At 42.3% G+C, this 18289-nt stretch carries 20 protein-coding genes and 1 pseudogene; 5 read left to right on the forward strand and 16 right to left on the reverse strand.

The genetic code is table 11. The features are described 5' to 3' along the window. Positions 1–2: 2 nt before the first annotated feature. Positions 3–944, reverse strand: coding sequence for a GNAT family N-acetyltransferase (locus tag RID53_RS08395; RefSeq protein ID WP_446387676.1), 942 nt, complete (start codon positions 942–944; stop codon positions 3–5). Between the two features lie 562 nt (positions 945–1506). Between RID53_RS08395 and RID53_RS08400 the strand changes: the two genes are divergently transcribed. The 4 genes from RID53_RS08400 to RID53_RS08415 are packed head-to-tail and all read left to right on the forward strand — an operon-like array spanning position 1507 to position 8470. Continuing rightward, positions 1507–2430 carry a DUF4007 family protein gene (locus RID53_RS08400; RefSeq protein WP_446387695.1) on the forward strand — a complete coding sequence of 308 codons (924 nt, stop codon included), beginning with the start codon at positions 1507–1509 and terminating at the stop codon, positions 2428–2430. Continuing rightward, positions 2427–5852, forward strand: coding sequence for a hypothetical protein (locus tag RID53_RS08405; protein ID WP_446387677.1), 3426 nt, complete (start codon positions 2427–2429; stop codon positions 5850–5852). The genes RID53_RS08400 and RID53_RS08405 overlap by 4 nt, the downstream gene beginning before the upstream one ends. 4 nt (positions 5853–5856) lie before the next feature. Further along, entirely contained in the window at positions 5857–7257 is a 1401-nt protein-coding gene (locus tag RID53_RS08410; RefSeq protein WP_446387678.1) for an HNH endonuclease domain-containing protein, read from the forward strand. A gap of 10 nt (positions 7258–7267) precedes the next feature. Next, on the forward strand, positions 7268–8470 hold the full coding sequence (locus tag RID53_RS08415; protein ID WP_446387679.1) for a cysteine desulfurase family protein: 1203 nt from the start codon (positions 7268–7270) through the stop codon (positions 8468–8470). A gap of 281 nt (positions 8471–8751) precedes the next feature. On the opposite strand, the gene RID53_RS08420 is transcribed toward RID53_RS08415, so the two are convergent. From RID53_RS08420 to RID53_RS08440, 5 genes are all read right to left on the reverse strand, one after another. Further along, complete coding sequence (locus RID53_RS08420) at positions 8752–9201, reverse strand: type II toxin-antitoxin system VapC family toxin (protein WP_446387680.1); 450 nt, start codon at positions 9199–9201, stop codon at positions 8752–8754. Further along, a complete protein-coding gene (locus tag RID53_RS08425; RefSeq protein ID WP_446387681.1) occupies positions 9198–9440 on the reverse strand; it encodes a hypothetical protein in 243 nt (80 codons plus the stop codon). Before RID53_RS08425 ends, RID53_RS08420 begins: the two co-directional genes overlap by 4 nt. 4 nt (positions 9441–9444) lie before the next feature. Beyond that, complete coding sequence (locus tag RID53_RS08430) at positions 9445–9801, reverse strand: hypothetical protein (RefSeq protein WP_446387682.1); 357 nt, start codon at positions 9799–9801, stop codon at positions 9445–9447. A 68-nt stretch (positions 9802–9869) separates the two neighbouring features. Next, a complete protein-coding gene (locus RID53_RS08435; protein ID WP_446387683.1) occupies positions 9870–10139 on the reverse strand; it encodes a type II toxin-antitoxin system RelE family toxin in 270 nt (89 codons plus the stop codon). Further along, the gene (locus tag RID53_RS08440) at positions 10136–10354 is read right to left on the reverse strand and encodes a hypothetical protein (RefSeq protein ID WP_446387684.1); all 219 of its coding nucleotides are present in this window, start codon (positions 10352–10354) and stop codon (positions 10136–10138) included. Before RID53_RS08440 ends, RID53_RS08435 begins: the two co-directional genes overlap by 4 nt. Before the next feature lie 495 nt (positions 10355–10849). Between RID53_RS08440 and hcp the strand changes: the two genes are divergently transcribed. Next, positions 10850–12499: a hydroxylamine reductase gene (gene hcp / locus RID53_RS08445; RefSeq protein ID WP_446387685.1), complete on the forward strand. Its 1650-nt coding sequence runs from the start codon at positions 10850–10852 to the stop codon at positions 12497–12499. A gap of 124 nt (positions 12500–12623) precedes the next feature. Here the strand turns inward: hcp and RID53_RS08450 are convergent, their stop codons facing one another. The 10 genes and pseudogenes from RID53_RS08450 to RID53_RS08495 form a co-directional block, all read right to left on the reverse strand. Continuing rightward, positions 12624–13736 carry a hypothetical protein gene (locus RID53_RS08450; protein WP_446387686.1) on the reverse strand — a complete coding sequence of 371 codons (1113 nt, stop codon included), beginning with the start codon at positions 13734–13736 and terminating at the stop codon, positions 12624–12626. Positions 13737–13870: 134 nt separating this feature from the next. Further along, positions 13871–14299 carry an aspartyl protease family protein gene (locus RID53_RS08455; RefSeq protein WP_446387687.1) on the reverse strand — a complete coding sequence of 143 codons (429 nt, stop codon included), beginning with the start codon at positions 14297–14299 and terminating at the stop codon, positions 13871–13873. Further along, positions 14292–14507, reverse strand: coding sequence for a hypothetical protein (locus RID53_RS08460; RefSeq protein ID WP_446387696.1), 216 nt, complete (start codon positions 14505–14507; stop codon positions 14292–14294). The genes RID53_RS08455 and RID53_RS08460 overlap by 8 nt, the downstream gene beginning before the upstream one ends. Before the next feature lie 320 nt (positions 14508–14827). Continuing rightward, positions 14828–15007: pseudogene (locus tag RID53_RS08465) on the reverse strand (ParE family toxin-like protein); the annotation flags it as partial. After that, on the reverse strand, positions 14923–15192 hold the full coding sequence (locus RID53_RS08470) for a hypothetical protein (RefSeq protein WP_446387688.1): 270 nt from the start codon (positions 15190–15192) through the stop codon (positions 14923–14925). The gene RID53_RS08470 and the pseudogene RID53_RS08465, both read right to left, overlap by 85 nt. Positions 15193–15386: 194 nt before the next feature. Beyond that, positions 15387–15659, reverse strand: coding sequence for a BrnA antitoxin family protein (locus tag RID53_RS08475; RefSeq protein WP_446387689.1), 273 nt, complete (start codon positions 15657–15659; stop codon positions 15387–15389). Between the two features lie 36 nt (positions 15660–15695). Beyond that, complete coding sequence (locus RID53_RS08480; protein WP_446387690.1) at positions 15696–16559, reverse strand: hypothetical protein; 864 nt, start codon at positions 16557–16559, stop codon at positions 15696–15698. Beyond that, complete coding sequence (locus RID53_RS08485; protein WP_446387691.1) at positions 16556–17011, reverse strand: type II toxin-antitoxin system antitoxin SocA domain-containing protein; 456 nt, start codon at positions 17009–17011, stop codon at positions 16556–16558. Before RID53_RS08485 ends, RID53_RS08480 begins: the two co-directional genes overlap by 4 nt. An 83-nt stretch (positions 17012–17094) precedes the next feature. Continuing rightward, positions 17095–17493: an HVO_A0114 family putative DNA-binding protein gene (locus tag RID53_RS08490; protein WP_446387692.1), complete on the reverse strand. Its 399-nt coding sequence runs from the start codon at positions 17491–17493 to the stop codon at positions 17095–17097. A 516-nt stretch (positions 17494–18009) separates the two neighbouring features. Beyond that, a complete protein-coding gene (locus RID53_RS08495) occupies positions 18010–18141 on the reverse strand; it encodes a hypothetical protein (RefSeq protein WP_446387693.1) in 132 nt (43 codons plus the stop codon). Between the last annotated feature and the right edge of the window lie 148 nt (positions 18142–18289).

Genomic DNA, 18289 nt, shown 5'->3' on the forward strand with positions numbered 1-18289 from the left:
CCTTAAATATCCTTAACATAAGCGATTTGACTGTGTGTGGTCTGGAAACCCACCGATTCGTATAACCGCCGCGCCCCAGAAGGATTTTCCGCATCGACATACAGCATGGCGGTTTCCATACCTTCTAGGTTTAACTGTTGCATCACTGCTTGTAACATGCTTCGTGCTATACCCTGCTTGCGGTAACCGCGCCGAGTACCCAGCAGATTAATCCAGCCCTGATTCCCTTGTTTGGGAATGTAGCAGTCGCAAAATCCAGCCCAAGTACCATCAGGCGCGATCGCAACTACAGATAAGTCCGCTCGAAAGTCTGGATGCTTCAGCTTGTGCTTAAAGGCTTCAACGGTATCTGGGTGATAATTCCAGTGATCAATAAACGTATCGTTACATAGTGCCACCCAAGCTTGAGCATCCGGTTCACCTTGAATCGGGCGTAAGGTAAAACCATCGGGTAACTGGGGTTCTGGTATCGGTTCAGACAGTGAACGCATCATCGTGAGAAAGTAGCGCTCAATCCGGAAACCATAGTTTTCCAGAAGAGTCATGCGTTTAGCTTGTTCAGCGCCAGCACCAGCCAGCAGTTTGACCGCCAGATGACGTTCTTGACAAACTTCCTGCATTCGTGCTTCTGCCCAAGCGATAATGTTCCTGTATAGAGACTCAACCCGTTGCGTGGGATGAACACGAAACCAGAGAAAACCATCAAGGACATCGCCCTCTGTGGGAGTCATCAACCCCGCTAATGCAATTAATTGACCCTCTGCATCTTCCCACAAGCGAATATCCCGTTGCTGATCCACTGAGGGCGCATCAAATTGCATTAATATGTCGGATACTGGGGGGTACTCGTCGGGCGGATCAACGGCGGCACAGGTTTTCAGGAGGAGTGCGATCGCATCTAAGTCGGCTTTACCCCTGTGGGAGCGCATGGTTAGAGTTGTCATAGAATTAAGCAGATGAGTGAGTTGCTGCAATTTGTGCAACTCCATAAGAATTTTACTACATGTATACTACAAGCTGGAGCAGAAATAGCACTTCATCCTGTCGATTCACCCAATTGGGTGAACTCATCGCCTAATCTGAAGCGGTTTCTATCCTCTAATAAATTGGCTACTAATCAACTTGTAAGTTAAGGATTAATTCCGTATTAAGGATATAAGTAGGTGGACACAATTAAAGTTTAACGGTTGAGATTAGGCAACAGGCAACAGGCAACAGGCAATAGTAAGGGTTTGAGGGCGATTTACTTGCACTTAATGAGCGTGCCGTTTTCTTTTGTCCGACTACTTATAATCTTAATAGTCAACAGGTATCGTGTTATTTTTTATAAAAATGCTCTTGATTAATCGATTTTATTGATGTAATTTAACTTATTATAAAAAATGTAATACCTAGGACTAATAATCAACAAAAAGCATTTAACAAATAAAAAATAAAGTTAATTCGGGGTTTACAAAAAAGCCTTGACAGGGTATATTTGTACTAAGCTGTATAATTAATCAAGAAATAGTCACAGTGACCCTAATATCCCAAGCAGAGACTTCACCAAAAGAAGTTGCCCCTATTTTTGCCCGCCATGAAACCTTTCACCCAAGGTTTAGTTGGCTCAAAAAAGGATTTGATGCTGCTCGTCAAGACTCCAGCGTATTTCTAAAAGACGATGCCCCCGTTATTTTAGGGGTGGGGAAGAACATGGTACGTTCTATTCGCTACTGGTGTCAAGCGTTTAAGGTTCTAGAAGAAGACCAGCCGACTGATTTCGGGTGGAAAGTTCTCGATGATAGGGGTTATGATCCATTCCTTGAAGATCCAGCTTCGTTATGGTTACTTCATTGGTATCTGCTAAAACCGCCTTGTGAGGCTGCGGCTTGGTACTACGCTTTTAATGTATTCCGTCAAGTTGAATTTACATCTGAAGATTTGCTCAGAGGACTCAAAAACTATAGAACTGAATTAGGAACTCGTACCGCTGAATCGTCTCTCAAGAAAGATGTAACCTGTATTCTCCGCATGTATAGTCAGCCAGAAGGGAAAACGAAATTAATAGAAGACTCTATTGATTGCCCTTTTGCTGAACTTGGAATTATCCGGATGACAGTAGACGCTAAATACTATACCTTCCGCATTGGACAAAAAGTGAATCTTCCGGCTGAGATTATTGTTACGGCTTGTTTAGATTATGCCCAAACTCGTGGCAGTTCAAAAACCATTTCAGTTTCCAGTCTGACTTACGACACGGGGAGTCCTGGGGTCGTCTTTAAACTCCCCGAAAGTGCAATTGCCGAAGCGATTGAGAAGACATCTCGTAGCACGAAAGGACTTGCCCTTTCTGATACCGCTGGATTAGTTCAATTTTCGTTTACTCAAGACGCTACTGTACTTATAGAAGAGATATTAAATCAGTATTACCGAACGAGAGGTCATCAATGAATCGTCAAACGCTTGAACAATATTTTAGTCTCAACCGTCGTTACTCTCGTTCAGTGAACGTAGAGCGAGATTTAACTCGAATAGAGGCTTTAAAGGGTTATGTTTTAACGGAACGGGCAGTCGATGCTTTGCGACGGATTTTAAAAGGCTTAACCACGGCTGAAGCCAATCATGCTTGGACATTAACCAGTGTTTATGGCACCGGAAAGTCTGCGTTTACCCATTATCTTACCTCCGTCTGCGCTCCTGCTCAGAGCCAAATGCGTTCCTCTGCTTTAGAAATTGCTCGGCATACATTAGGTACAGAAAGTAGTGACTATCAAGCGTTAACCCAACTTCCGGAAAAGGGTTTATTTCGAGCTGTAGCCACAGCAGCAAGAGAACCGATTAGTCATACAATTGTGCGGGGATTGCTGCGAGGAGCAGAGACGTTTTGGAAATCTCCTGCTAAGCGGAATCAAATCCCTGTTGTGGCTAGGTTGGTGGACTTAGATACAGAAATAGAGTCTGGAGAAATTATTGACAACCGAGAAATACCGAAGTTAGTCCAAGACGTGGCTAAGGCAGCGAATACAGGAGTCTTTCTGGTTATTGATGAATTAGGGAAAAATCTGGAATATGCCGCTTATAACCAAGGGACAGAAGACCTCTATGTCTTACAACAATTAGCGGAACTTCCTGGAGATAGCAAAACGCCGATTTATATTTTAGGCATTCTCCATCAAGCCTTTGCCGAATACGGACAACGATTAGCCACAGTTCAGCGGAATGAGTGGGCGAAGATTCAGGGGCGATTTGAGGATATTCCGTTTACTGAATCGGCTGGACAAATGATGCGGTTAATCGAGAACGTGATTAACCTTGAATCCCCTGATAAAATTGCCTGTCAACTTAATAGTTATGGTAATGAGTGGTCAGAGGGATTAGCAAGGGTTTTGACAGGAGAGGAATTGCCAACTAATATCTTTAAGGGGGTTTATCCGCTACATCCTCTATCCGCCTTAGTGTTACCGACACTCTGCCATCGTTATGCCCAAAATGACCGTTCCTTATTTACGTTTCTCACCAGTGCTGAACCTTATGGGTTGAGAAACTTTCTCCAAACGGTTAGTCTTGACGGGGAAAGTTTCAGTTTACCGACTCTAAAATTAGATTGGATTTACGACTATTTCATTGAAGCGGCGGGGATGGGACTGGCATCTCGTCCTAATCTACAACGATGGGTGGAAATCCAAGATTTGATTGCTGATGCGAGGTATTTAGAACCCGATTATCTCAAGGTGCTCAAAGCGATTGGTATTTTGAATCTGGTGACGACAACGGGGGCGACTCGGGCGACAAAGCGGTTAGTCACGTTGGCAATGTGTGACTTTCCCAATAACCCGGATCAAATTGCCTATTGGGAAACCGTTATTGAGGGTCTTTTGCGAAGGGGAGTAATTACCCATCGTCGCACCATGGATGAACTGCGAATTTGGCAGGGATCTGATTTTAATGTGGATCAAGCCCTGTCGGAGTATTTGGAAAAAGACCGTTATTCTTTGGTCAATTTGTTAGCATCCCTGCGTTCATTGCCACCAATCGTGGTACAACGGCATAGTTATAAAACAGGGACATTACGCTATTTTGAACGGCATTATTTAGATAGCACATCGGATTTAACTCAACTCCAGTGCGACAGTGCTGATGCGGATGGTTATGTGGGATATTGGGTGGATGATGAGTCGCCAACTCAGGTTCCCGCCGTAACTGACGATGGCAAACCTTTGGTTTTACTGGGTGCAGCAAAATTAGATGTTCTTCGCTTACGTAGCCGAGAATATGCGGCTTTGAAAGCGATTCAAGATACGGCATCAGAATTACAATCGGATGGGGTAGCCCGCAAAGAAGTGCGCTTTCGGGTAGTTCAAGCCGAACAGCTTTTGGATGAAACCCTGGCGCAAGCGTTTGAGATGACTGGGAATGACCAGCAATGTTGGGTACAGGGGGAAGCAGAACGGATTGGTCACATTACGGATTTTAATGCCAAGCTGTCCGAGGTGTGCGATCGCGTCTATGATCAAAGTCCGATTCTGTGGAATGAATTGATTAACCGTCGGGATCTCACCTCCCAAGGCGCAAAAGCCAGACGGGAACTGATTACAGCAATGGTTGAACGGGGGAATCAGGAAAGGTTAGGACTAAAAGGCTATGGTCCGGAAGTGAGTATGTACTATTCCCTGTTAGGGGAAACAGGTATTCACCGTCAAGAGGAGGGGGAGTGGGACTTTTACCCACCCTCGGAAGGGTCTAACGTGGGTTCCTTTTGGCAAGCGATTGAGGACTTTTGTTTATCCGCTAAGGAGAAACCCAAAAGCCTTGACCAAATTTATCAGCGTTTAGCGGCTGCACCCTACGGTATCAAACCTGGGGCAATTCCGGTGATGTTAGCGGCGGTTCTGCTACACCATGTTGATGATCTGGGGGTTTATCGAGATGGAACGTATATTCCAATTTTGGGTTCAGAACATTTTGAGTTATTGGTCAAAGATCCCTCGCGGTACGCGGTGAAGTATTTTGAAGTGGTGGGGTTGCGATCGCAAGTCTTTAAGGAACTCGAAGCGATTTTACGCCAATCAAAGCTTAAGAAAGGGAAAATCCGGAATGCTACGCTGTTAACGGTTGTGACTCCTTTATATCAATTTGTTAATCGGCTTCCGGCTTATACGAAGCAAACCAAGCGAATTAGTCAGGAAGCGCAGAGGGTTTTGACCGCACTCAAGGAGACAACTGAACCGGATGAGTTGTTATTTACCCAGTTACCCAGGTCCTTCAATTTACCGCCGATTGAGACAGAAGCCGGGGATGATGGGACAATTGCCAAAAGCCTGCGTTCGCAACTGGTGCAGGTACTACGGGAGATTAATACAGCTTACAAAGGCTTGTTGAGTGAATGTCAACGCTTGCTGCACAATGCGTTTGGGGTCAGTAGTCGGGAACAAAAACTACGGGAAGAATTGCGGGTGCGATCGCGTCCTTTGGTGGGGAAATGTGTCGAACGAACGTTGCGAAGTTTTACCCAAGCGGCGGTGGATGAGGAGAAGACAGACAGGGAGTGGTTAGCAGCTTTGGTAATGATTGTCGCCGATAAACCGGCGGAGTCATGGACGGATGAAAATGTCACGGGGTTTGAAATTAAACTGTCGGATTTAGCGCGGCGGTTTAAGAATCTGGAAGCGTTAGATCATGAAACTCGCGACCAAGGGGAAGGGTTTGATGCGCGTCGCATTACGGTAACGCAACCGGATGGAAAGGAAACCCACCGTTTAGTCTGGGTTGAGCGTGATCAATCCCAGAAGCTGGATCAGTTGGTCAATAAAGTCTTGCAGGAGGAGATTTTGCGGGATAATCCTCAACTTAACAAAACCTTAGTTTTAAATTGAAACTATGGGAAAAGCAGGTCAAGCACTCAAACAAGTTTTAACGTCTTACGACATCAGCCAAAGCCAACTGGCGACAGAGTTGGGGGTTGAGCGTCCTATCGTCTTTCGTTGGTTTCATGAGCAGACCGATCCTACCGCTGAAACCGTTGCGGAGATTGTCAGAGCTATACAAGCCATTGATCCAGAAGCCTCTAGAGAGTTTGTTGAGCTTTACTTAGGTCATCTGACAACCAACGCACCTATGAACTTGATCAGACTTGACTCTGAACAGCTACCCGAATCAGATCAAGTTGATGTAGTTGCGCTATCTCGCCTCTTTTCAAACACCACCACATCTTATAAATACCTCTTTTTCCTGTCTCTTCTTGACATTCTTAAACGACGACAGTTTGAAGTGCTTTCTTCAATCAGCTTTAAAGAAATAATCGTCGAAATGTTGGCAAATGCTTGGTATCCTCACACTTACTTTAAGCTGTCCTTTGGAACGCAAGATAAAATTGCTCAAAAACTGGACTCTTTAACGTTAGAGATTACCGAGCCAATACTAAAGTTTACAGACACCAACAAAAAGTTATTACGGAAAACAATTGTATCTCAAGACTTGATCAATTTAATTATTGATCTTAAACGCTATGTTCCCTTTCGCCTCATTGCCCCTTTCTTAGATGCGGAACTCAAAGCAGCAAAGGTTAGTAAAGGTAGAGGTAATGATTTAGAAAAGGCTATTCCTGCCATTGCTGATCAATATTTTGACTCCCAAAAACCTTTATATAAATTTGACCAAACAGATTACAACGATTGTGAATCCATTTTCATTCATCCCGATTGGGCGACTTATTTAGAAAAACACTATGCCATTATTCGGGGTTGGGCATCCTGGGAATGGGTGAAGTATATGCAGCAACGTAATCCCAACGCGCCCAACATCGTCAGTAAAATATTTATGCCTCAGCAAAGAGGCTCTTTATCCTCACAGACGAAATACTGGAAACAGGTTTTAGCGGTTCAACCGATTAGCTGTATTTATTCAGGACAACTTTTAGATCAAAAAAATCTCAGTTTGGATCATTACTTGCCTTGGTCATTTGTTGCCCATGATCAGCTTTGGAACTTAATTCCAACTCATCCAAGTGTCAACGCTTCTAAATCTAATAACTTACCTTCAGTAACCTACTTTAACGATTTTGTTAAATTACAATATTTGGGCTTGACTGCTTCTTGCCAAGTCCTGAGTCATCAAAAATGGTTAAAAGCCGTTGAATCCCATATTTCTGAGTTAAAGATGAGCGATGCTGAAGATCTACTCGACATCGAAAAATTAAGGAAGGCATACGAACTAACAATTAATCCTTTGATGTCTTTAGCTACTATTCAAGGCTTTAGCCCCGATTGGTCATATCACTGACTTAAATTCAATGGTGCAGGACTTCGGGAAAGGCAAATCTTACTTTGCACTCACTGTCCTGATTTATTTAGATTATCACACCACCACTCCGACTGATCCGAGAGTTGCTGAAAAAGTCTTAGCATCTATGACGTCTCAGTTTGGCAATGCCAGCAGTACGGATCATATTGTAGGCGATCGCGCCGCCCAAGCCGTTTCCCAAGCTGCTCAACATCTAGCTCAATTAGTGGGCGCATCCCCGAAAGAAATTATCTTTACATCGGGGGCAACCGAAAGTATTAATCTTGCAATTCAAGGCACTATCGCCGCCAGTCATGACTCTTTACCTCGCATTGCCATCTCTCCGGTAGAACACCAAGCGGTTTTAGATACCTGTAAAGCATTAGAGAAAAGAAGACGGGCGGAAATTATTTACCTTCGCGTTGATTCCCAAGGCAGGTTAGATTTAAACCACCTCGAACAAATCTGTCGGGATGGGGTTTCCTTGCTCTGTGTCATGGCAGCTAATAACGAGATTGGGAACATCTATCCCCTTGAAAAAATTGGTCGTATTGCCCAGAATCATAATATTCCTTTCTTATGCGACGGTTCCCAAGCCGTAGGTAAGATTCCGATTAACGTTGCTGAATGGGGAATCACTTATTTAGCGGTGTCAGGACATAAATTTTATGCTCCCCAAGGGGTTGGCGCTTTGGTGGTTAAACGTGGTTATACCCTAGAGCCAATCTTGTTTGGAGGAGGACATCAAAAAGGATTACGATCGGGTACGTTAAATCTGCCTGGAATTGTCGGTTTAGGGGAAGCCTGTCGATGGCGACAGTTGGAGATGGTACAAGATGAGAGTGCGATCGCCGCTAAACGCGATCGCCTGCAAGCTCAATTGCAAGCAAAAATTCCCGAACTTATCATTAATGGAGATATTAACTCCCGTCTAGCTGGAAACCTGCATATCTCCATTCCAGGTATCCCCAACAGTGCCATGATCGCCAGAGTACGTGGAAAATTAGCCATTTCCAGGGGATCAGCTTGTTCATCGGGCGTAGAAGCCCCTTCTCATGTTCTGCGTGCGATGAATCTTCCTGAAAATGTTATTGAGGGAGCATTCCGAATCGGAATCGGGAAATTTACGACAGAAGCTGAAATTGACCAAGCGGCGGATATTTTAGCGAGTACTGTTAAAGACATTTCTCGTTTACTCACTGAGAACGCCTAAACTCAAGTTCCAACATGGCTACGGGATTGAGAAATAATCAGGGCGATCGCGTCTAAATCAGCTTTACCCCGATGAGGGCGCATGGTTAGAGTTGTCATAGAATTAAGCAGATGGGTCAGTTGCTGCAATTTGTGCAACTCGATCCTTAATTTACTACAGGTATACTACAAGTTGGAGCAGAAATAGTACTTCATCCTGTCGATTCACCCAACCGGGTGAACTCATCGCCCAATCTTAAGCGGTTTCTGTCCCCCAATAAATTGACGACTAAAACTTGTACGTTAAGGATTTATTAGCTCTTGAGGATGTACAATAATGATGTTCTGTGCGACTGTAAAATCCTTGGGATTAAACGTCAACAGATGTGTAATGGCGTGGGTCAACATTACGGCAACAATTCGAGCATCATGGGTACGTTTACCCATTACCTTGTTGGCACTGACTAAACTTAACCAGTTGGGAAAAATGTCTGGAGACTCTTCCAATAAGGGAAATTGAACTAAAAGTTGTTGGATTATGTCATGGACTTGCTCTGTTGTCCATCCTAAACCATTAACCTCAACTGGACGGGTAGCAACTACCCAAAATTCAATCAAGATTTGTGCTGTAATAAAACACTCGTCACCCTGGTTCAGCAATTGAGTAACGGCATCTACAGCTAGAGTGTGATCTAAATCCGAACGATTACAGAAGCGCAGGATGATATTAGTATCTAGCAGGTATCGCGTCATTCCTCATAAATGCTATCTCGACTCATCGCTTCTATTGATAAGCTTGGACTATTTTTAGGTAGTTGCGATACCCATTCCCGAAAATATCTCGCCCGTTCCGTTGGTGTTGCTTTTTGCCAGATAGGAGTTGATACGCTGACTCGCCCAAGCTGATAGTTAATGAAAGCAGCGACGACTTCTAGTTGCTCCTCACTCAGCTTGTCTATTTCATTTTTCAGGGTTTCTCGCCGTGTAACCATTGCTTTATTGAGTTCTTAGATAATTAACTGCTTCCACATCTAATATACCTAAAATTTTATCTTGATCTTCAGATTGACTGAGTATCTGCTCAATATGAATTGCGTTTCTGTCAAAAATCAAAATAATGGTGATTGCTGTAATCAAAAATAAAAAAATAGCAATCCCAAAAAGGACAGCTTGTCGGATGGTTGAGACACCACCTATCTTGAGCAAAGTGACCAGTAATCCGATAGCCGTGACCGACAAGCTTAATAGCTGTTTATCCCGCTCAAGTTTTGTCGTAAACCAAGCGCTGAGCGCAGCGCTGTAGTATGCTTTGTCTTTTGCATCGTATTCTTCCTTGTCTGAAGTATTTATCACGGCAGAAATCAGACACTGTTTTAGACTCTAAGGATTTAATAGTAGCATAAGGTGGGTTAGAGCCGTCACTACAACTGAGATATAATTTTATCATAATCTGCGTGTGAACCAATCCAAAACCAAACAATATCGTTCTCGTTATACACACCAACAGCACGATAGCTCTTGCTAACACGAGCCGAGTAGATAGGAAGTTTTGGATGTACTTGTTTGAAGCGGAGACTGGAATGCCAAGGGTCTTGCTTAAATTGTCTATAAGCCGTGCGAGCTTGTTCCTGAACTTGCTTTGGCAAGTCAGCAAACGCTTTGCGAAATTGAGCTGTCGTTCGTGATTTCACAATGTTTCTGGATCTAACTCCTGAGTTTTGCCTGCACGATCCTCAGCTAACGCTGCTTCTGCAAGTTGGGCAAGTGCATGTTGAGACTGGTAAAATGTTTGATCCCAGCGAGTTTCATCTTCGAGTTCTTCCAGAATGAGTGCAGCGATCGCATCTTGGTCAGTCTCAGGGAGTGTTTTTACCTTTTCTATCGCTTGCTCAAGCAACTTAGTCATAGTCACTACAGAAAAAAACTTTACCAATTATGGTAACGCAATTGGGCTGTGATCTACGGTATTGGGCAGCAGCTCACTCGTGTAGTATCGGGGAATGCTAGTCTTCGGCAACGCTCATGCCTTGCTGACGCTTATTTCTGGCAATCCTGTTAAGTAGTCGGACATAAATAAACGGCTCTGTGTTAAGAAATGTAAAAGCCAGCCAAATTTAACCGATTACTCAAACAGCATCACATTGAAGCTAGACGCTGGAGAGATATTAAACCTTGGCTAAACAGTTGAACGTTGAAGTTCTATCTAAAGATAGAGGTGATTTTGATCCATTAGCCTTCTATTTGTAGGGGCACCATCCTTGCGCCCAAAAAACTGGCATGAAACTGTAAAACTTCTTTACAAACTGCTAGAGATTACAAAAATTGACTTAAGTCAAAGCGTTATCTGCCAAAAATTTCCTAGAGTAGAGACATAGAGACGAAATATAGGAAAAAGTAACTTATGTTTTGCGAACAGTGCGAACAAACTGCCAGTGGTAATGGCTGTCATCAGTGGGGCGCATGTGGTAAAAGTCCCCAACTCAACGCCGTTCAAGATTTATTAGTCTACTGCTTGCGCGGACTTGCGCCAGTGGTGATTAAAGCCCGTCAGTTAGGCATTTCTACTCACGATGAAGATGTCTTCACCTGCGAATCGTTATTCGCCACGATGACGAATGTCAATTTTGACCGAAAACGCTTTACGAAGTACGTTCGTGAGTGTATCGAGAAGCGAGATAATTTAAAAGCTAAAGTCAAAGAAGTTAGTCCCGAACCCGTCAAATGGACAAGAGTGTCTGGGTATCATCCTGACTTTAATGAGAGTTTAGTCGAACAGGGTCAAGATTTAGCATTGGGCTTCATTAGTGAATCGGCGCGTGATGTTGACATTTTCTCCCTAAAACTCACGGTTCTCTATGGAATTAAGGGCGCTGCTTCCTACACCTTTCATGCTCAAGAATTGGGACAGGAAGATGAGCAGGTGTATCACTTCATTCAAGAAGCATTAGATGCCCTGAATCATCAAGATTTCACCTTGGATGATTGGGTGAATTTAGCCTTAAAGGTAGGAGAAATGAACCTGCGGGCGATGGAATTATTGGATGCGGGACATACCAATACTTATGGACATCCCACGCCAACACCTGTTCCCCTCAATCCGCGAAAGGGCAAAGCTCTCCTGGTTTCGGGACATGATATCAGACAACTGGAAGCCATCCTGAAACAGACGGCGGATACAGGGATTACCGTTTACACCCACGGCGAACTTTTACCGGCTCACGGTTATCCTTTACTCAAACAGAATTATCCCCATCTGTACGGGCATTATGGTACAGCTTGGCAGAATCAAACCAAAGAATTTGGTAAGTTTCCAGGGGCGATTATTGTTACCACCAATTGTTTAATGCCGCCTCATGACACCTATGATGAGAAATTGTTTACGATTGGTCCTGTTGGCTTTTCTGGCATCAACTATATTCCGGCGGAGGAGGGTAACATTCCCGACTTTAGCCCAGCGATTCAAAAATCCTTAGATATGCCTGGGTTTGTGGAAGAGCAACCGCCGCGTCAGGTGATGGCAGGATTTGCCCGGAATGCGGTGTTAAATGTTGCGGATCAAGTGATTGATGGGGTTAAACAAGGCAAAATTCGTCACTTCTTCCTAGTTGGTGGTTGTGATGGCGCGAAACCCGAACGCAATTACTACACTGAATTTGTGGAAAAAGTACCGGAAGATTGTATCGTTCTCACCCTAGCTTGTGGGAAGTTCCGTTTCTTTGACCAACAGTTGGGAGAAATTGGTTCTCTACCTCGGTTGATGGATGTGGGACAATGTAATGATGCCTATTCCGCGATTCAAATTGCCTTGGGATTAGCGAAGGCGTTTGATATGGATGTGAATCAATTGCCTTTGTCGATGATTCTGTCGTGGTATGAACAGAAAGCGGTTGCTGTGTTGTTGACGCTGCTGTATCTGGGAATTAAGGATATTCGTTTGGGTCCGACGTTACCCGCGTTTATTTCTCCGAATGTTTTCAAATTGTTATCGGAGAAGTATCAGTTGAAGGCGATTACGACACCGGATGAGGATTTAGCGGCTTGTTTAGGTTGAGTTAGTTAGGTGAGGGGGTGTGGCTTTTGTCGCGCCCCTTTTATCTGGTTTTTGGGTTTTGTGGTGTTAATTTAAAGTGGAGGATTACCAATGGCAGGAGTTAACATATATATATATAGAGGAATTATTCTAAGGTACGCATCTCGATAATATCTTCTTCGGTAAATACAGGAGTTTTCGGTTTTATAGGAGAATACTTAACGAGATCTGTTGCTAGCTGAGTAAGATTTGCATTAGCCAAGCAGCAATACTCTAAAGCATCTGTTGCAAGTTTGCTCTCCTCAGCATCTTTTTGTACTGCTGCCAACCATTCATCAAAACTGGAAAAGTAAATACCTTTAGAGCGCTTTGCAGAAATATTACCAGGATTAGCTGGTAACGGAAGTGCAATAGATGGGAGACATTTGTCATCACCAAGGTGGCTAAGTTTCTGAACTAAAAATGATCTAGTACTTGCTTGTTCAAGTGGAACAGAATGTACAACTAAATCTCTGTACTCACCTAGCTTGGCTAGCCAGCCATCTTCTGAGTCTGGATCTGTTGCTTCATACAAATTTTTAGCCAAAACGTCATACTCATGTTCTTTTTTCAGGATTTTCTTCCTTAGCGCACCCATCGTAGATACTTGTTCATTCCCATACTTTTGATGAAATACATAAAGTCGCATAAACTCAGCTAGATAGTCTCTTAGAGAGCAAGACTCAACTAAAAAAGAATGTACGGCTAGATAAATATTAAATGAATTTAAAGTCTTAAATCTTTTTCCAACTTCAAAGGTATTTTGATTGCACAAACCTAAAAGCTCTTTATAGTAGCTCTCTGACAAGTCACGTAACCGTAATTCACATGCATTTAGCTCAAAACTGATTCTTCCGGTAATATCTGCAAGGCAGTAATTCTGCTGTCTATAGGCGTAAAAACTTATGTTGTTCCAAGCTCTAACTGGATCATTCAGTGGCTCACTTGTACTCATAATACGGCTGAATGAATACCATTCGGGAGGATAAATTCCTAAAATCTCTTGAGAACTTGTATAAAAATCAATGCCTATTAACTCTAGCTTTAACTCTCTCAGTTTAGCAATAAAGTCATGATAACTAGAAATGTTAAATCTTTCATGTTTTTTGTTTGAGATGATATTCGGAACAATTACAGCAACTCTTGAGCCAGACTTATTGATAGCTCTCAAACCACCTAGCAAGTGAGCTTCACGAGCTACATTGATCAAGTTATCCACAGATCCTACCAAATATTTGGAACTCCTATTACACTTGTAATTAATTATAATACATATAATACATTGTGGTGAGCTTCACAGACTGCACCTCAATACTGAAACATTTTAGGAATTTTTCGAGATTTTAGGATAACTCAGATGACTGGTGGCTGTTTTGGACTCAACTCAAATGCCATCTGTGATCCATAAAAGCAAACATCAAACTCCACCAAGAAATTCATGCGCCCTAACAGCAATGGCACATCATTAGATTGACTCCACGCAAAAACTAAGCGCACCGGAGAGAAAGACCCTATTTTTGCAGATACCATCAAACCTCTTGCCTCGACAGGTGCTAAATTTCCAGCAAGTGTTACAGATGTCATCTGATCTTGCCAAACTGCTCCAAGGTGAACGCCAACACTATAGGGTAGGACATTGACACTAGCACCAGTATCCACTAAGCCTGTAACTTCTACAGAAGCATCGCCATGTGTAAGAGTAAGAGGCAAGAGTGGAACTAGATCGGTAATGCCACAAGTATCCTGTGTTTCTGTGAAGGGGAAACGCTGCGAGTTAAGCATTACTTGTTCCCTTATCCTCTTCTAGCAACTCAGCGAGTTTGTGGGCAGCTTCATGTGAATTATACGGAGACCAAACAGTATAGGTTGCTCCGGGTTGTAAAAGCGAATCTTCCTCCTTGGCTAGCTCAATGACTAAAAACTGCATAATCCTTAGTTTATCGGCGCGGGAGAGATTTTTTAGTGTCGGAAGAAGCTCTGTTACAGTCATATTAGTTAAACCTAGCCTATTTATTCCAATTTTAACTTTGTCGGTCAACAGCATCCTGCGAGGAAACACGATCGCGTACAATTTCAAGATGCCATTCACCGAACAGGTATCTGCTCAGGTACAGCAATTATTAAATCCCAAAGTTGCTCAACATAATCAATTTGCTGCTCCTTGCTTAACTGCTCGAATCCAGGTGGAAGAGCTAAAGGATCAGAGATAGACATAGGTGACACAAACTAAGGGCTAGTCACCACCATAATAGCTTGGCAGACCGTCTACGGTGCGATTGGACAAGTTCCAGCATCTGAGACGCGATCGCACTACAACCTTTGAAGCAGCTCATCATACTCTGCATGACTCCCAATCCAAAACCAGTAAATAGGGTCTTTCTCCAGTAAACCCAAAACTCGGTAGTTCAATCCAATACGAGCCGAGTAGATTGGTTGACGTTGACTAACCCGTTTAAACCGAAGGCTGTTGTGATAACGATCAGATCGCCAGCCGCAATTTCCTGACGAACCATTTGGGCTAGCTTATCCCATTGCTCGTTGGTCGTGGATTCAAAACGAATTTTCCATGCGCGTTCATCTTCTAATTCGGCTAAAAGACGAGTAGCGATCGCATCTTGTTCTTCTTCTGGCAATTTCTCAAGCTGTGCAATAACGCGCTCAAGTAATTCAGTCATCTTTCCTAACTGTAGATAGTCCTCTACAAAGCATCATAGCAGTACGCTGTAAACGTCTGGTTGAAAAGCTAACGACTGTGGCGCGATCGCAAGGGGGCTACAGATAAACTAGAGGTTAAGTTTCCTGTCGTTTTCCCAACCTACGACGATCAGCGATCGCACTGGCTTGTGTCCGGTATACCAATCGGTTAGGCTCAGTGCTTGTCGCCATTGCTTTCAATGTAGCGACGTAGAACAGTATTAATGAGTCTCTTGTATTCTATATCTTGGGCTTTGAACCAAGCTATTACATCTGGGTCGATCTGAATCAGATGGCGTGCTTTATCTGCTGGAATTCGCCGTATCGCGCCCTCAAAGAATTCATCGGTCAACGGTGGGATGTCAGAATAATCAATATCTTCATCAGACATTGATTCGAGTGTTTCCCAATTAGTACGTGAGGTATTGTTCAAATCGTTTTCGCTCATATCGAGAGAGCCTTTCGTGCAATGTCAAGATGCTATTTATGAACAAGCATCCGATAACTTTTGATAAATCTCATTGTATACTGGATTGATTATTTTTTCTTTGTTTAAAGACATTAATATGTTTTCATTAAAATCTATAATAGAGATATTATCACCTTCTACTTGCAGGAGTTTAGATATAAGTTCATTTTCCCTAGATTCATCTAAAATTGTAGCTTCTTCATCAAGTTCTTTTGGCAGCGATGGCTTAAATGAACTTCCAGATAAAAGTTCTTTTAAAGAAATATAAACTAATTGACACTCTATACTATATATTTTTTCAACCATCCATTTTCGGAAAACAGCTTTCTTGAAGTGCCATGTATAACTTGCATCAATGTTATCAACTTTCTTGTCAAATCCTCTTGTTGACTCAACAATGATATACTTATCTTCGTTTGTGCAAGCAAAAACATCAAACTCATGAGTATCTCTACCCAGTTCAGTTATATAAGTATTAGGAAATATAAATTTACAAGGTTTGATACTTCCAAGACAAACACAAATTAGTGCATTAAAAGCATTTTCATAATCAGCGTCATCTTCTTTTGTTATTAGGATTGTCAAAATTTCTAGTGCTTCACTTGATAGGTCTTCAAGTATATATCCAATATTATTACCCTTCAAAATTATTTGTTGAGTTTCTTTGCACAACACAATATTGCTTATATCTGGCGTTGAATATTGTAAAAATATGATTGAAAAAATTTCATAAAACACGTCCACTTTCTGGATTTCAACTTTGTATGCAGAGTCAATTTTACCTAAATTAATTACACCTGTCGTGATTAAATTGTCAATTAACCTATCAAACTCAGTGTTTCTATGAACCGTAAAAGGAAAGCGTTGTTTGGCATTCATAATTTAACTTCTTCACCAAATTGAGTATTCTCAAATTCTTTTGTACTGTACGCTAACTCTAATAATTTTTCCCGTTCTAGCTCTACTAATTGAAAAGTATATTGACTTATCTCATTTTTTTCATTCTGACTTAACTCACCAAAATAAGGTGTATCTTTTAATTGAAATGTATAGTAAGTGTTACCATTGACACTGGTTTTTTTGCCAACTTCTACATAGCCAAAATTATCCAGTAAATTTATTGCTTCTTCTATATCATCTGAATAAGGTCCGTAGTAATAACTTTTATAAGTTGCTGTACTAAAATGTTTATTTCCTTTTCTGGATTGTATTATATCTAGCAAATAAACTAGTTTGACGAGTTTCGTTTTTGAATAGGCATAACCTCCCATTAACCGTAATACAAGAGCAATAATTTCAGCTATTCTTTTTATGTTTGACTGATTTTTCATTTTTACTATTTCCTTGTAAAGTGATACAGATAAAGTAGGCGTTAGGTTTCCCAGCATTTTCCTAACCTACAGGGATAAGCCAACTAAACAATTGCATGATCAGCAAGATTAGAGAGGTTATTATCAAGGCTGAACTCAACTTGGAAATCTGTAGCTTTAACCTTGGGAATAACTTTGCCTTTATCTTTGAATAGCTCAACTATTCCATATCTTTCTAAAGTTTTTAGTGTTCTAGACAGGTTAGACTTCTTTCGATGGGTTAGCTCTTCAAGCTCTGAAATAGAACGTGGCTCATGATCAATGATTATTCTCAGCAAGTCTTGATTTTCATTACTCAAGACTTGAGCTAGTGATTTCATCGATTCAAACCATACTTTAGGTTCATCGTCTTGCGGTTTGTATTGCCCCTTGGCAATCGCTATAGTTCTTTTTATGTAATCTTCTTTAGAGATAATACCTATTTTCATAACTTTATTTTCCATGGGGAATATTTACCCATCTAGGTCAAGTAAGGTTTCAAGTCCGTAGTCCCTATCTTCTTGGCTCAAAATATACTTGTCTTTATATTCCGTAGAGATAGTTATCATCAGATCATAACTTGATTATATCTCCTTTGTCAATCAACATCTGTGAAAGGGAAACGCTGCCAGTTCGTGCTACAGTCTGATTGAACAAGTCCAGAGGTGGAAAAACCTAATCAAGTGGAATGATATCGCCAGCCACAATTTCCTGACGAACCATTTGGGCTAGCTTATCCCATTGCTCGTTAGTAGTGGATTTGAAACGAACGGGAGCATGTCAGGGAAAGCACGCAATATTCCAGCTAACCGGATAAGTTGGGTTTCGTTCCAAGGGCGCAACCTACTTGCGTTGACATGCACCCAACTTAAATGGCACGCTCAGATGAGGCTGGTGGGCAATGCCCACCCTACGGTAGATCAAGGGTTTCGGTGATACCCAAATGCTTAAACCGTTCGGCATTTAAACCTTAATATTAATCATGGCGAAATCCTTGCCGTAGTGCGAGCATCTTGCTCGCTACATTGAGCATCTTGCTCGCTACATTGAGCATCTTGCTCGCTACATTGAGCATCTTGCTCGCTACATTGAGCATCTTGCTCGCTACTCATACCCAATTTATATCGAATCCGGTTGATTGCACATGGTATGATAGTCCACAGGTGCAATTATCGCTGGTGGTTATGCCAAAACGGATTACGATTGCCCCCCACTTAAGCTTGGAAGAGCTAGAAAGAGGTTATCGTCAAACAACTCAGG

The organism is Coleofasciculus sp. B1-GNL1-01, from assembly GCF_040220235.1.
Lineage (GTDB): Bacteria > Cyanobacteriota > Cyanobacteriia > Cyanobacteriales > Coleofasciculaceae > Coleofasciculus.